A 14,118-nucleotide genomic window follows, 5' to 3' on the forward strand; every position below is an offset into this window, starting at 1 on the left:
GCTCATCCGGGGAAGCGCCCGGTGCTCCGCAGCGACCAGCGGCGCTCGGCGTACGCCAGGTCGTCACGCCACAGCCGGCCCGCCGTGCGGCGCATCAGAGGTCGCAGGGCGGGCGCGGCGGCGCGGGCCAGGGCGAAACCCCGGCGGCCCGATGCCGCGACGACGGCCTCGACGACCGCCGTCCTCGGGGCCGTCACGCCGGGCGCGGTGAGCGGCGTGCCATGGGTCTCCACCACCGACCCCACGCCTTCGCCGTCGGTGATGTGCATGACCACCGTGCGCGGTCCGGGCGCGGTGAACACCGCCCGCACCGGCACGACCAGCCGGCCGGCGACCTTGAACGAGACATCGACGGCGAACGCGTCGTCCCCGCCGTCCTCGGGGGTGCCGGCCACCTGGAGGCCGACGAACGCGTACGGGTGGAACCAGGAACCGTGCCAGGGGTCGAGCCGGTTGGCGACCACGTCCTCGGGTTCGCACCGGCCGACGGCCGTGAACACCGCGTCCACCGCGTCCGCCCTTTCCGGCCGCACCGGAACCGGCGGGTGCTCCAGCGGGCTCTCTCCCCCGGCCACGTCCAGTCTCACCCAGACCAGGACGCCGTCGTCGTGCACCGGGTACGGTTCCCACCCGGCGAACGGCCCGCCGTCCAGGGCCAGACCGTGCCACCGGCACAGGAGCGTCCCGCACACCACGCGGCTGTCGCGGAGCGGGGCTCCCAGGTGGGGGCACTCCCCCGGTCCGGCGCGCAGCACCCCGGCCACGGACCGCCAGAGGACCACTTCCACCCCGGCGACCGTCCGGCCGTAGGGGCGGTCCCGCGCCCTGATCTCCCGGGAGGCGCCGACGACGTACCAGTTGCCCGACGGCCGGGCGGCGGCCCTCTTCAGCGCTCCGGCGATCACGGTGGGCTTCGCCTCGCGCCAGGTCGGTGCCTGCCGCTCCCAGCTGGGGACCGGCCGCAGCCGCAGCGGTGACGTCCACCTGGTCCTTCTCCGAGGGGTGTTCATCGCAGGGTGCCCTCCGCACCGGCGGCCGCCGGTGCCGCCGCCGGCGGCCGGGCGCGCACGCGCGCTCCCAGGATCCGTACGAGCCCGCTCGCGGCGGTGACGGCCCGCCGCCGGCGCGGCACCACCGCGCGTCGGTGCGTCACCCGGTAGTCGTCGGCGGCGACCGCGTCCAGGATCCGCCGGTACAGCACGAAGGCCGTACGGATGCAGGGACGCACCCGCGGCTCCAGCATGGCGATGCCCGGTTCCGCCTGCCGGTACACGGCGCGGATCGCCGTCTCGGCCTCGGCGAAGGCGGCCCGGAGGCGCGGGTCGTGCCGTCCGGTGCGGCGGCTCCACTCGAGCAGGGGGCGATCCACGCCGTGGGCGGCGAGCAGGTCGGCCGGCAGGTAGACGCGCCCGCGGTCCAGGTCCTCGCCCACGTCCCGCAGGAAGTTGGTCAGCTGGAACGCCACGCCGAGTGCGGCGGCGTGCGGAGCCGCCTCCTCACGGGGCACGACCGTCCCGAGCACGGGGAGCATCTGGAGGCCGATCACTCCGGCGGAACCATGCATGTAGGCACGCAGATCGGCGTACGTCGGATAGTCGGTGACCGTCAGGTCGCTGCGCATGGACGCCAGGAAGTCGGCGAACAGCCCGTGGTCGAGGGCATAACGGCCGGCGGTGTCCGCCACGGCTCTGACCACGGGCTCCTCTCCCGCTCCTCTACGCAGGCCGTGGGCCAGGTCGTTCTCCAGCAGACGCAGCAGTCGGTCCCGTTCGGCCGGGGGCAGCCGGCGGTCCAGGTCGTCCACGATGTCGTCGGCCCACCGGGCGAATCCGTACAGCGCGTGCACGGCGCAGCGGCGTTCGACCGGAAGCAGCCTGGTGGCGAGGAAGTACGTGCGGCCGTGCCGGGCGTTCAGCCGGCGGCAGTCGGCGTAGGCGGAACGCAGGGCGTGCCCGGTGATGCCGGCGGCGTCCAGTTCACGGTGGTTCATCGGCTCTGCCCTTCGAGTACGGGGGGTCGACGGCCCGCGCCCCTCGCGCGGCGGAGGCCGGTGATGCGGGCGGCAGCGAGCTTGCCGCTGACGAGCACGGTCGGCACGCCCACGCCGGGGGTGGTCCCGCACCCGGCGAGGACGACGTTGTCGTAGCCGCGTACGAGGTTGCGTGGCCGGAAGGGGCCGGTCTGCGCGAAGGTGTGCGACACGGAGAACGGGGTGCCCGCCCCATGGCCCTGGGCCGTCCAGTCCACAGGGGTGATCAGCAGCTCCTGGTCGATGGAGGCCTCGAAGCCGTGGAGCCCCCGGCGCTCGAGCTCGGCCAGCAGCCCGTCCCGGTAGCGCGGTCCCATGGAGCGCCAGGTGTCCGCCGACGGGCCGGTCGTGGTGTTGGGGCAGGGAGCCAGGACGTAGTGCAGGTGTCTGCCTTCCGGGGCCAGGGACGGGTCGTGCGTCGTCGGACGGGTGATCAGGAGCGACGGGTCGCTCATCACCCTCCCGGACCGGGTGAGTTCGTCGAAGGTGTGCTCCCAGGCGCCGCCGAAGGAGAGCGTGTGGTGGGCCAGTCCGGGCCACGTGCGGTCGGTGCCGGCGTGCAGGATCACGGCCGACGGCGCGTGCCGCAGCGGCACGGGCCGGCGCGGCGCCCGGCCCAGGAGCCTGTGGACCACGGGGAGATCCGGTGTCAGGACGACCGCGTCGCAGGCGATCCGCTCGCCCGAAGCCAGCCGGACGGCCCGCACCCGCCCGGCCACGCGCTCCAGCCCGGCCACCTCGGCCGACCAGCGGAACTCTCCTCCGGCGTCGGCCGCCGCGTCCGCCATCGCCCGGGGCAGTGCGTACATGCCGCCCTTCGGGAACCACACGCCCGCGACGGTGTCCATGTACGCGATGACGGCGTAGGCGGCGAGCGCACGGGCGGGGGTGACTCCCGCGTACAGCGCCTGGAAGGAGAAGACCCGGCGCAGCCGTGGGTCAGAGAGGAACCTGGCGATCTGCGGGTCGAGCCGGCCGAAGCCGCCCAGGGCCGCCAGCCGGGCGAGGTCCGGGTGCAGGAGCTGGAACGGCGAGTCGAAGTTGGTGTCGATGAAGCGGTGCATCTGCGCCTGGTACATCCGCTCCAGCCAGTGCCTCAGACGGCGGTACCCCGCGGCCTCGGCGGCTCCGGCGAACCGCCGGACCTCGGCCTCCATGGCGTCGCCGTCCGTATGGACGTCCAGCCGGCTGCCGTCCGCGAAGCGGGCCCGGTAGGCGGGGTGCAGCGGAATCAGCTCCACCCGCCGGTGGAGGCTGTCCCCGACGGCTGCGAAGGCCTCGTCCGCCAGGTGCGGCATGGTCAGCACCGTCGGCCCGGTGTCGATCCGGTATCCGCCGAGTTCCAGCCGTCCCGCGCGGCCTCCGGGCCCGGTGTCCCGCTCGACGACGGTCACCCTGCGTCCCGACCCGAGCAGATGGAGGGCGGCGGCGAGGCCCGCGAGGCCCGCGCCGACCACCACCACGTGGTCCGTGGGGCCGGGCACGGTCCTCATGCGCCCGCCCCGTTCCGGGTGGTGCCCAGGGTTCCTGCCCGCGCCGCCCGTGGACCGAGCATGGACATCCCCTTTCGCCCCGGTGCCCGCTTCCGCGTCCACCGGTCTTCCGGCCGCGAGGACCCGCGGATGCCCCTATGCCTGCCCGGCACCCGGCCCGGTCGGAGCGGACTTCACCCGGACGGCGGACGGAACGGCGGAGCCGAACGAGGACAGCCGGGCGCCTGCGGCGGTCCGGGGGCGTCAGGGCCGGGGTCACCGCGCACGGCGTTCCGGCTCATGATGGAGGTCCGGGTCGACCACGCCGCCATCGCACCGCGTGGCAACCCGGCACGACAGAGAGGGAGCACACGATGACCCAGGCCGACACCCCCGTCGTCCGGCACGTGGACACCAGGCACCGCTACGAGATCCTCGTCGGCGGGGCGGGCGCCGGGTTCACCGCCTACCGCGACCGCGACGGGCAGCGCGTCTTCTTCCACACCGAGATCGACGACGCCTACGCGGGCCGGGGGCTGGCCTCCGTCCTCGTGCGGGAGGCACTCGGCCACGTACGGGACTCGGGCAAGCGGATCGTGCCGGTCTGCCCCTATGTGGCGAAGTTCCTCAAGAGGCACGAGGAGTTCGCGGACCTCACCGACCCTGTCACGCCCGAGATCACCCAGTGGCTGGAGACCGTCGTGGCTCGCTGAACAGCGTCGGCCCGGCCGGCGGCCGGCCTCGGTGCCCCTCAGGCCGGCCTCAGCTCGAACCAGTCGAAGGCGGCGGTGCCCTGGGTCGCGTACATGCCGATGACCCTGCCGGTGAAGCCGCCGGCGACCTCGGTGGTGAGGTAGCGGCCGTCGAGCTCGGCGAGAACCTCGAAGTCCCCGTCGTCGGTCTCGTACCCGAGGCGGAGGGTGTCGGGGCCGCCGACGCGCAGGCCGGCACGCGCGACGGCGCCGGGGTCCTCGGGACGTACGGTGACTGTGGGCGGCAGGATCCCCGTGGTCGTCACGTCGATCCGCAGCGTCAAAGGCCCGCGGGGCCCGGCGCGTTCGGCGACGGTCTGGCGCAGCGGGCCTATGCGGGCGACCGCACGCACCAGGCCGTCCTCGGTCTCCACCTGGTAGTGGTGCGCCTCGTCGAGCCGTACGGCGAGGCCGCCCCGGCCTCCTTCACCGGCGTCGATCCGCGTCCGCGCCCCGCAGTCGGGATCGCGCTGACGCCGCCCCACGAACACCCCGCCGGGCTTGTCCATGCCGTCCGCCCGGGCGTGCAGCACCAGGTGGCCCGGCCTCTCGTCGAGGCGGACGTCGTCCGGATCGCGCCGTCTTGGCGACACCCAGCAGGGTGCGAGTGCGAGGGAGTCGAAGTCGTCGCGGTGCGGCTCGGCGGGCCAGGGGCGCCGAGTCAGTCCCGGCGCCTCGGCGCGGAGTCCCAGCGGCCCCGGCAGCGGCCATTCGTCCTCCCATCGCACCGGTGCCAGGAACGTCTCACGCCCCATGCCGTGGAACCCAGGAGTGTCCCCGCGGGGCCGGGTGCCCAGCAGCACCATCCACCAGCTGCCGTCGTGCGCCTGCACCAAGTCGCCGTGGCCGGTGTTCTGCACCGGGTGATCCGTACTGCGATGGGACAGCACTGGGTTGTCCGGGTGCGGTTCGAAAAGGCCCGGCAGCGTGCGGGCCCTGGCCACCGACATCGCGTGCCCGCTCTCCGTCCCACCCTCCGACAGCAGCAGATACCACCAGTCGCCGATCCTGTAGAGGTGCGGGCCCTCGGGGTACTTGAGCCCGCTGCCCGACCACATCTCCACCGGCTCACCGAGCAGTTCGCCCGTCTTCGGCTCGATGCGCACCCCGCGGATCCCACCGTGGGAGAACACGCACCAGCAGTCGCCCTCGTCGTCCCAGGCCAGATCGGGGTCGATGCCGGGCACGCCGACCGGCACAGGGTCCGACCACGGACCGGCGGGATCCTCGGCGGTCACCAGGACGTTGCCGGCACCGGCGACCACGGTCGTGATCATCCAGAACCGGCCGTCGTGGTACCGCAGTGTGGGCGCGTACACCCCGCACGAGGACGGAGCCGTGTCAGGCAGCTCCAGCTGCGAAGGCCGGTCCAGGGCGTGTCCGATCAGCCGCCAGTGGACGAGGTCCCGGCTGTGCCACAGCGGCACGCCGGGTACGTATTCGAAGCTGGACGTCGCCACGTAGTAGTCCTCGCCCACGCGGCAGATGCTCGGATCCGGGCTGAAGCCGGGAATCACGGGATTGTCGAAGAGCACCATGGTCTGTCCTCAGGTTCGGGCCAGGACCGGGTCCCCAGGCCATGATCGTCGAAACGCTTCGAAGATGGCAGCACCGCATCGGGGTGTCAATAGACCTGGCGGTAGCGAGTGTTTGTCGAAGCGCTTCAACAACGCGCTTCGACAACGCCGGGTCGCCTACTGCACGCACAAATCCATGTGCGCGATCGTCAGGGCGGGGCCCAGACTGCGGGCATGGATCGAGAAGCCGTCGGACCCCCGCCCGTGACGTCCTCGGCGCGGTGGAACCGGGCCCTGGGATTTCCGCCCGATGCCCGCCTGCTGATCGTCAACTGCGACGACTTCGGTATGGATCCCTCGATCAACGCCGCGGTGATCGAGTCGATCGAGCAGGGGATCGCCAGTTCGTGCAGCCTCATGACCGTGTGTCCGGCGGCACCGGACGCCGTGCGGATGCTCCGGCGGCGGCCGTGGATCCCGTTCGGGATCCACCTCACGATGGTGTGCGAGACGCCGCACCGGCCCTGGGGTCCCCTGACCGCCAAGGAGAGGGTTCCCTCCCTGCTCGACTCCGCGGGCGGCTTCTTCGAGCCCACCCCTGACGGGCGCGCCGCCGTCCTCGGCAGGGCCCGGCCCGACGAGGTCGAGACCGAGTTCCGCGCGCAGATCGAGGCCGTCACCGATGCGGGGCTCACGCCCACCCACCTGGACTTCCACTGCCTGGCCGACGGCGGCCGCGACGACATCCTCGACCTGACCGCAGGGCTGGCCGCGGAGTACGGGCTCGCCGTCCGCGTATGGCTCGAGCCGGGGCTACGGGCGATGCGGCGTCGGGCGCTGCCCGTCGTCGACCATGACTTCCTGGACAGCTTCTCCCTCGCGACGGAGGACAAGGCTGCCCGTTATGTGAGGCTGCTCCACGATCTGCCGGCCGGACTCAGCGAATGGGCCGTCCATCCCGGTCTCGGCGGCCAGGAGCCGGGGACCGTCGACGGCGGCCGGCCGGTGCGCCGTACGGACCACGCGTTCCTGACGTCGCCGGGGGCATGGGAAGCGGTGGCCCGGGAGGGCATCACGGTGATCGACTACCGGGCCCTTCAGCGCATCTGGGCCCGGAACACGGGTCCTGGGTGAGCCGGCGCCTCCACCATCCGCATGCTGGACCTGGCGCACCGCGGCCTCGGACGGCCCCGTAGGCTGGAGGGCGCAGCTGGTTCGCCCCGTCCGCCATGCGGGATGCGTCGCAAGAGGGAACCCGGTGGAATTCCGGGACTGCCCCGCAGCGGTGAGCGGGAACGACCGCCGTCATACGCACTGGGTCCGACGTACCGGGCCTGGGAAGCGACGGCCATTAGGTGTCCTCCTGGAGGGCGTGCCCGCGAGTCCGAAGACCTGCCATCTGCCCGCGCGCGAACGAACCGCGCGCGGACATCCCGGTGACCTCGTGGGCGGGTCGGCGTACATACCTGACGGATCCCCGCGTCGCTCGGCGCCCGTCCGGTACGTCACCCTTCGCGCTCTCGTCCCGTCTCCGGGATCTCAGGGATCCATCTCGCGAAGGAGATCTCCGTGACCACCGAACACGCGACCACGGCAACGCGGTCCACTGTGCACGGCTTCCCCCGGCAGGGACAGAACCGGGAACTGAAGAAGGCCGTCGAGGGCTACTGGAAGGGGCGTGTCACCGCCGGTGCCCTCCGCGCCACAGCCGCCGGACTGCGCCGCGCCAACTGGGAGCAGCTGAGCGCAGCAGGCATCGGCGAGGTCCCGACCGGGGACTTCTCGTACTACGACCATGTGCTGGACACCACCGTCATGGTCGGAGCCGTCCCCGCCCGCCACCGCGAGGCAGTCGCCACCGATCCACTCGACGGCTACTTCGCGATGGCACGCGGCACGCAGGACGTCGCACCGCTGGAGATGACCAAGTGGTTCGACACCAACTACCACTACCTCGTCCCGGAGCTGGGCCCCGACACCGCCTTCGCGGCGGACTCCGCCAAACAGGTCGCCGAGCTCAACGAAGCCGTGGCCCTCGGGATGTCCGCCCGGCCTGTGGTGGTCGGTCCCGTCACCTACCTGCTCCTCTCCAAGCCGGCCCCCGGCGTGGCCGCGGACTTCGATCCGCTCACGCTCCTGGACCGTCTGCTGCCGGTGTACGCCGAGGTGCTCGCCGACCTGCGCGCGGCGGGAGCCGAGTGGGTACAGCTCGACGAGCCCTCTCTCGTCCAGGACCGCACCCAGGCCGAACTCGACGCCACCGAGCGCGCCTACCAGCACCTGGGCACACTCACCGACCGGCCCAGGCTGCTCGTCGCCTCCTACTTCGGCCGGCTCGGCGAGGCTCTTCCCGTCCTGGCCGAGGCACCGGTGGACGGGCTCGCACTGGACTTCACGGAGGCCGCCGCCGGGAATCTGGAAGCCCTCGCCGCCGTCGGGGGACTCCCCGGGAAGCGCCTGGTCGCGGGAGTCGTCAACGGGCGCAACGTCTGGATCAACGACATGGAGAAGTCGCTCTCCACCCTGGGCACCCTGCTCGGGCTCGCCGGACGGATCGACGTGGCGTCCTCCTGCTCGCTGCTGCACGTCCCGCTCGACACGGCGGCCGAACGGGACATCGAGCCGCAGGTCCTGCGCTGGCTGGCGTTCGCCCGGCAGAAGACCGCCGAGATCGTCACCCTGGCCAGGGGACTCACCCGGGGCACCGAGGCCATCGCGGCCGAACTCGCCGTCAACCGGGCCGACCTGGCGTCCCGCGCGCACTCCCCCGTCACCCGGGACCCCGCCGTCCGCGCCCGGACCACGGCGGTGACCGAGGCCGACGCCCACCGCTCCCAGCCGTACGGGGAACGGGCCCCGGCCCAGCGCGCGCGCCTCGGCCTGCCCCTGCTGCCGACGACCACCATCGGCTCCTTCCCGCAGACCACCGAACTGCGCGCCGCCCGCGCCGGACTGCGGACCGGGCGCATCGACACGGCCGGATACGAGGAGCGCGTCAGGGCCGAGATCCAGGAAGTGATCTCCTTCCAGGAGAAGACCGGCCTGGACGTCCTGGTGCACGGTGAGGCCGAACGCAACGACATGGTGCAGTACTTCGCGGAGCAGCTGACCGGCTACCTCGCCACCCAGCACGGCTGGGTCCAGTCCTACGGAACCCGCTACGTCCGTCCGCCGGTCCTTGCCGGTGACATCTCCCGCCCCGAGCCGATGACGGTGGGCTGGACGACGTACGCCCAGTCCCTCACCGACCGTCCGGTCAAGGGAATGCTCACCGGGCCGGTCACCATGCTGGCCTGGTCCTTCGTCCGCGACGACCAGCCTCTCGGCGACACCGCGCGGCAGGTGGCCCTCGCCCTGCGTGACGAGGTGCACGACCTCGAGTCCGCGGGGACGCCGGTCATCCAGGTGGACGAGCCCGCGCTGCGCGAGACCCTGCCGCTGCGCGCCGCCGACCACCGGGCCTATCTCGGCTGGGCGACGGAGTCGTTCCGGCTCACCACCGGCGGGGTGCGGCCGGACACCCAGATCCACACCCACATGTGCTACGCCGAGTTCGGTGACGTCGTCCAGGCCATCGACGACCTCGACGCCGATGTGATCAGTCTGGAGGCCGCCCGTTCCCACATGCAGGTCGCCCATGAGCTGGCGGAGCACGGATACCCGCGCGAGGCGGGACCCGGCGTGTACGACATCCACTCGCCCCGCGTGCCGAGCGTCGAGGAGGCCGCCGAACTGCTGCGCACCGGGCTGAGGGCGATCCCGGCCGGACGGCTGTGGGTCAACCCGGACTGCGGACTCAAGACCCGTGGCTGGCCTGAGACCCGCGCGGCGCTGGAGAACCTCGTGGCAGCGGCCCGCACGGTCCGCGGCGAGCTCCCGTCGTCCTGACGACCGGAACCGGCCGGGGCGCTCGACGCTCCCCGGCCGGTTCGACACCCGCTCAGAACCTCACTTCAGGGCGGGCGGTGCCGCGTCCGCCGATGTTCCCCACTGCGAGGGCTCCGTGCCGACCTCGAAGGACAGGTCGCGCGTGGAGCGGATGTCCTCGGTGGTCAGGTAGGTCTTCCCGTACGCGTCCCCGTCCGCCCGCGCCGCCTGGATGTAGCGCGCCGAGCCGGAGGTGCCGGGAGCCTTCACGGTCAGGCCGCCCTCGGGGTAGTAGCGCCGGTCGAGGGTCAGGTCCACCCTCTCGAAGACGGGGGTCGACAGGCCCCAGGTGTCGGTGCCCGGCTGGACCGGGAAGATCCCGATCGAGGACAGGACGTTCCAGGCTGACATCGTCCCGAGGTCGTCGTTTCCGGTCATGCCGGTCGGGGCGTCCGTGAAGAGCGTGAGCGCGGCGTGGACCACGTCGGTCGTCTTCCAGGGCTGTCCGGTGGACAGGTAGGTGTAGGGAGCGATGAGGTCGGGCTCGTTCTGCGGGTTGTACTTGTCCGCGTTGTAGTAGTCGTACGGCCCGTTCACCCACACCTCGCGGGCGGTCTTCGCCGGGTCCTGCAGCAGCTCCTCGTAGGCGAAGAAGGAGTCGAGCCGTTCGTTGGCCGACTGCGTGCCGCCGATCAGGGAGACCACGCCGGGCAGGTCCTGCGGGACGAGCCACTGGTACTGCCAGGACGTCCCCTCGTGGAAGCCCTCGCTCTGCGCCGGGTCGGCGGGGCCGGTGAAGGCACCGCCCGCGTCCCGTGCGCGGAAGAAGCCGGTCGAACTGTCGAAGATCTTCCGGTAGTTCTGCGCCCGCTCCGCATACCGCGCGGCGTCGTCGTCGTGCCCGAGTTCCTTCGCCATCTGCCCGAGCATCGCGTCGGACAGCGCGTACTCCAGGGTCGCCGAGGCGCCGTGGTCGTAGTCGGAGTCGCCCGGCTTCACATGGGCACGGTCCTTGATGTACGGCGCGAAGCCGTCGGCGAGGTACTCCTTGTTGGCCTCGCGGCCCACAGGGGCGGAGCCGGCGGGGGGCACGCCGTCGGCGTTCTTCTTCAGGGCCCGGTAGGCCTGTTCCTCGTGCCCCTTGAGCAGGCCCTGCTGGTAGGCGTTGGTGAGGAACGGTGTGACCGGGTCACCGGTCATGATGTTCGTCTCGACCGTTCCGTAGCCCCACTTGGGCAGCCAGCCGCTGTCCTCGTCGATCTTGAGGACGGACAGGGCCATGTCGCGGGACTCGTGCGGTGCGAGCAGCGACAGGAGCTGCGCCTGGGTGCGGTAGGTGTCCCAGAGTGACCAGTTCTGGTAGTAGGTGAACCCCTTGGCGCGGTGGATCTCCTGGTCCCAGCCGGTGTAGCGGCCGTCGACGTCGCTGCCGGTGTTCGGCGCGAGGAACGATCGGTAGAGGGACGAGTAGAAGGTCCGGCGCAGGGTCTCGCTGCCGCCCTTCGCCCGGACGTCGTCGAGGCGGTCCTCCCATGCTGCCTGCGCGGCACGCGCGACACGGTCGTACGAACGGCCGCCTTCGGCGCGGAGGTTGAGGGCGGCACCCTTGGAGTCCACGTACGAGATCGCGGTGGTCGCCTCGACGGTGCGGTCCTTGGAGGTGTCGAAGCGCACGAAGGCGCCGTTGCGCTCCTCAGCCGCGGACGAGGACTTCGAACCCTCGCTGACCGCGTCGCCCTTCCATGTACCGGAGGTCGTGAAGGGCCGGTCGAAGCGGGTGATGGTGTACACCGTGTACGGCTTGGTGTCCTGGCAGAAGCCGCTGCCGGTGATCGCCGTGCGTACGGTGCGGTCGTCGATGATCTCGACCTCGGTGTTCACGGTCTTGTGCAGCGACTGGCCCGCGTTGATGAGGACGTTGGCCTTGTCCGTGGCAGGGAAGGTGTAGCGCTGCACCCCCGTGCGCTCGGTGGCGCTCAGCTCGGCCTTGATGCCTGTCTTGAGACCGACCTCATAGGTGCCGGGGCTCGCCTTCTCGTCGTCGTGGCTGAACTCCGCCGCGTATGCGGCGTTGTCCGTCGACGTGATGTCACCGGTCGTCGGAAGTACCGGGAGGTCACCGCCGAGGCCGCAGCCCACACCGGAGATGTGCACGGTGGAGAAGCCCCTGATGTGGGTCTCCGAGTAGTCGTAGCCGGTGTTGTGCCCGGTGTCGGGCGAGAACTGCACCATGCCGAACGGCACGGCCGCGCCCGGATAGGTGTTGCCCTCGTTCTCGGTCCCGATGAACGGGTTGACGAGATCGGTGAGCCGGGCGCGCTCCGCGTGCCCCCCTCCGTCCGCCGCGGCAGGTGCGGCGACGGCGCCGCCGAGGAGAGCGGCCGTGGCGGCCAGCGTCCCCGCACCGCGAATCCAGTGGGTCCATCTCATGGAATGAGCGCCTCTCGGACATTGGACAACGTTGTCATATGCACTGCGCGATCATTCTTTGCCTGCGTACGTGTACTCGTCAAGAGTCGCGGCAGCCCCCTCCCTTGCTTCTTGGTGCCCGCTCCGAGTGCGGGACGGGGCTTCCGGCGCCAAGGTCGGAGGAGGAAGCAGATCCTGCCCGGCGGCGGCCTGCCTGTTTCACCCCGGAGGCGATGCATTGAGCCCCTACCGCAACGCGACAGGGCTGACGTCGCACGCCCCGCGCAGCACGAGCGACCTGCTCCCGCGGTGGACGCGGTTCGCGCCGCTGTCACTGGTGCTTCTCGCCCTGGCGATCGACCTGCCCACGCCGGGAGCGTTCAGCGGGGACGTGTTCCTGATCCTGAGCTCCATGATCGCGGCTTGTGTGTACTCGCTGCGTTCCGTGGTCTGGGTAGCGGTTCTCAACAGTCTGGCCGGACTGATCCTTCTCTTCGCGAGGCACCTGCCGTCCGACGGCGAGCACGCGGTGGTCGACTACGTCGCGATGGTGGTCCTCGCCTGGGCGTCCGTGCCTCTGTGCCGGCTGCGGCTGTCCCTGTGGGACCGCCTTCTCAGAGCCCAGCGTGTGGCGGAGAGCGCCCAGCGTGCCGTTCTCCCGCCCGTACGGGCGTGGTGGGGCAACACCTGGATCGCGGTCCGCTACGAAGCCGCGTCCGCCGCGGCCTCCGTCGGAGGCGACCTGTACGCGGCGGAGCACACCAGGTACGGCGTGCGCCTGCTCATCGGTGACGTACGCGGCAAGGGGCTGAACTCCATTCCCGGCGTCGCCGCTCTGGTGGGCAGCTTCCACGAAGCCGCCCACCACACCCCGACCCTGCCCGAGCTGGCCCGCCACCTCGACGAAGCGGTGACCCGTCACACCCGGGAGACCGCCGCGGTCGGCGGTGGGAGCGAGGTGGCCGGTGAGCAGTTCATCACCGCGGCCATCGCGCAGATCCCGGACGACGGCACGGAAGTACGTCTGATCAGCCGTGGGCACTGCCCGGCTTTCCTGGTGAACGAGACCGCCCTGCAGGTCTGGGAGCCCGAACATCCCGGACTGCCTCTGGGGCTCGGCGAACTCGACACGGGACCGTGGGCCGACGAGTCGCGCTCCTTCGGCCCGGGGAGTCTGCTCCTGCTGTGCACGGACGGGCTCCTGGAGGCCCGTGACGCCCACGGGCGGTTCTACACACCGGACAAGGACCTCCGGGAGTCGTGGCGCCACGGACCGCCGGCCGTCGTGGACACGCTCGCCCGGGCGGTCCACACCCATACGGACGGCGTCCTGGCCGACGATCTGGCCCTGGTCGCCGTCACCCGGGCGGAGCATGCCCGTAACCCGGCGTAACAGGAGCTCCGGCGCCGTGAGTGCCGCGGGGCGGCCGGGCTCCCCCGGTCAGCGCAGGGCCGCGTACACGATGAGGTTGTCCAGAGGGTGTCCGTCGGCGTCGAAGTCGCCGTCGCACGTGATCAGCCGGAGCACCCGGTCGTCGGTGGCTCCGTAGACCTTCTCGCTGGGGAACGCATTCTTGCTGACGGTCTCCGTGCCGGTGACGGCGAAGTGAGTCTCTTCCCCATCCCCGTCGGACACGGCGATGTCCGCCCCCTTGGCGATCGTGTGCAGGTCGTGGAAGACGGCCTTGCCGAACCGTGTGTCGTTGTGGCCGATGAGCACGGCGGCGCCGGGCTCGCCGGGCACGGCACCGCCCGCGTACCAGCCGGCTGTCATGCCCTTGTCTGCGGGCGGGACCTCGACCGTGCCGTCCTCGTTGAGTCCCAGCCGCAGCAGCTCGCTGTCTATCCCGAGCGACGGGACGGTCAGCCGCGTCGGGGCCGGCGCTTTGGGCGCTTCCGAGGGCGGGGGCGTGCGCGAGGCCGTCCTGACGGACTGTTCGGGCGCGTCGGCCGCACCGCAGGCGGTGAGGGGGGCGAGCAGCAGACCTGCTGCCGCCACGGACAGGGCCGTCCGCCAGGACAAGTTCGGTGCGAGGGGCATGAGTACTCCGGTGCGGGGCGAGCGATATCGG

At 71.7% G+C, this 14,118-nt stretch carries 10 protein-coding genes and 1 riboswitch; of the genes, 4 read left to right on the top strand and 6 right to left on the bottom strand.

Annotated elements, in window-relative coordinates; genetic code table 11:
- Positions 1–2: 2 nt before the first annotated feature.
- The 3 genes from ACIREO_RS06385 to crtI are packed head-to-tail and all read right to left on the bottom strand — an operon-like array spanning position 3 to position 3,522.
- On the bottom strand, positions 3–1,010 hold the full coding sequence (locus ACIREO_RS06385) for a DUF5914 domain-containing protein (RefSeq protein ID WP_404105852.1): 1,008 nt from the start codon (positions 1,008–1,010) through the stop codon (positions 3–5).
- Positions 1,007–1,990 carry a phytoene/squalene synthase family protein gene (locus ACIREO_RS06390; RefSeq protein WP_404105855.1) on the bottom strand — a complete coding sequence of 328 codons (984 nt, stop codon included), beginning with the start codon at positions 1,988–1,990 and terminating at the stop codon, positions 1,007–1,009. The genes ACIREO_RS06385 and ACIREO_RS06390 overlap by 4 nt, the downstream gene beginning before the upstream one ends.
- A complete protein-coding gene (crtI, locus tag ACIREO_RS06395) occupies positions 1,987–3,522 on the bottom strand; it encodes a phytoene desaturase family protein (protein ID WP_404105858.1) in 1,536 nt (511 codons plus the stop codon). The genes ACIREO_RS06390 and crtI overlap by 4 nt, the downstream gene beginning before the upstream one ends.
- 353 nt (positions 3,523–3,875) lie before the next feature.
- On the opposite strand from crtI, the gene ACIREO_RS06400 reads away from it, so the two are divergent.
- Entirely contained in the window at positions 3,876–4,214 is a 339-nt protein-coding gene (locus ACIREO_RS06400; RefSeq protein ID WP_404105861.1) for a GNAT family N-acetyltransferase, read from the top strand.
- Between the two features lie 38 nt (positions 4,215–4,252).
- On the opposite strand, the gene ACIREO_RS06405 is transcribed toward ACIREO_RS06400, so the two are convergent.
- Positions 4,253–5,791, bottom strand: coding sequence for a glycoside hydrolase family 43 protein (locus ACIREO_RS06405; RefSeq protein ID WP_404105863.1), 1,539 nt, complete (start codon positions 5,789–5,791; stop codon positions 4,253–4,255).
- A 213-nt stretch (positions 5,792–6,004) separates the two neighbouring features.
- Here ACIREO_RS06405 and ACIREO_RS06410 point away from each other — a divergent pair, with 213 nt between their 5' ends.
- Together ACIREO_RS06410 and metE are read left to right on the top strand one after the other, a co-directional pair.
- Positions 6,005–6,904: a polysaccharide deacetylase family protein gene (locus ACIREO_RS06410; RefSeq protein WP_404105866.1), complete on the top strand. Its 900-nt coding sequence runs from the start codon at positions 6,005–6,007 to the stop codon at positions 6,902–6,904.
- Between the two features lie 60 nt (positions 6,905–6,964).
- Positions 6,965–7,185: riboswitch (cobalamin riboswitch) on the top strand.
- A gap of 154 nt (positions 7,186–7,339) precedes the next feature.
- Positions 7,340–9,658, top strand: a complete 2,319-nt coding sequence (metE, locus tag ACIREO_RS06415; protein ID WP_404105869.1) for a 5-methyltetrahydropteroyltriglutamate--homocysteine S-methyltransferase — start codon at positions 7,340–7,342, stop codon at positions 9,656–9,658.
- Between the two features lie 60 nt (positions 9,659–9,718).
- Here metE and ACIREO_RS06420 read toward each other — a convergent pair whose 3' ends face one another.
- Positions 9,719–12,067 carry a GH92 family glycosyl hydrolase gene (locus tag ACIREO_RS06420; protein ID WP_404105871.1) on the bottom strand — a complete coding sequence of 783 codons (2,349 nt, stop codon included), beginning with the start codon at positions 12,065–12,067 and terminating at the stop codon, positions 9,719–9,721.
- 217 nt (positions 12,068–12,284) lie between these two features.
- Here ACIREO_RS06420 and ACIREO_RS06425 point away from each other — a divergent pair, with 217 nt between their 5' ends.
- Positions 12,285–13,439: a PP2C family protein-serine/threonine phosphatase gene (locus ACIREO_RS06425; protein WP_404105873.1), complete on the top strand. Its 1,155-nt coding sequence runs from the start codon at positions 12,285–12,287 to the stop codon at positions 13,437–13,439.
- Between the two features lie 48 nt (positions 13,440–13,487).
- Here the strand turns inward: ACIREO_RS06425 and ACIREO_RS06430 are convergent, their stop codons facing one another.
- On the bottom strand, positions 13,488–14,087 hold the full coding sequence (locus tag ACIREO_RS06430; protein ID WP_404105876.1) for a class F sortase: 600 nt from the start codon (positions 14,085–14,087) through the stop codon (positions 13,488–13,490).
- Positions 14,088–14,118 lie beyond the last annotated feature (31 nt).

The sequence above is a fragment of the Streptomyces sp. NPDC102441 genome (assembly GCF_044765585.1).
Classification (GTDB): domain Bacteria; phylum Actinomycetota; class Actinomycetes; order Streptomycetales; family Streptomycetaceae; genus Streptomyces.

What these genes read in the sequence shown, in the direction of transcription:
- ACIREO_RS06385 (WP_404105852.1), bottom strand. Translation starts at nt 1,010, where the DNA reads ATGAACACCCCTCGGAGAAGGACCAGGTGGACGTCACCGCTGCGGCTG.
- ACIREO_RS06390 (WP_404105855.1), bottom strand. Translation starts at nt 1,990, where the DNA reads ATGAACCACCGTGAACTGGACGCCGCCGGCATCACCGGGCACGCCCTG.
- crtI (WP_404105858.1), bottom strand. Translation starts at nt 3,522, where the DNA reads ATGAGGACCGTGCCCGGCCCCACGGACCACGTGGTGGTGGTCGGCGCG.
- ACIREO_RS06400 (WP_404105861.1), top strand. Translation starts at nt 3,876, where the DNA reads ATGACCCAGGCCGACACCCCCGTCGTCCGGCACGTGGACACCAGGCAC.
- ACIREO_RS06405 (WP_404105863.1), bottom strand. Translation starts at nt 5,791, where the DNA reads ATGGTGCTCTTCGACAATCCCGTGATTCCCGGCTTCAGCCCGGATCCG.
- ACIREO_RS06410 (WP_404105866.1), top strand. Translation starts at nt 6,005, where the DNA reads ATGGATCGAGAAGCCGTCGGACCCCCGCCCGTGACGTCCTCGGCGCGG.
- ACIREO_RS06420 (WP_404105871.1), bottom strand. Translation starts at nt 12,067, where the DNA reads ATGAGATGGACCCACTGGATTCGCGGTGCGGGGACGCTGGCCGCCACG.
- ACIREO_RS06430 (WP_404105876.1), bottom strand. Translation starts at nt 14,087, where the DNA reads ATGCCCCTCGCACCGAACTTGTCCTGGCGGACGGCCCTGTCCGTGGCG.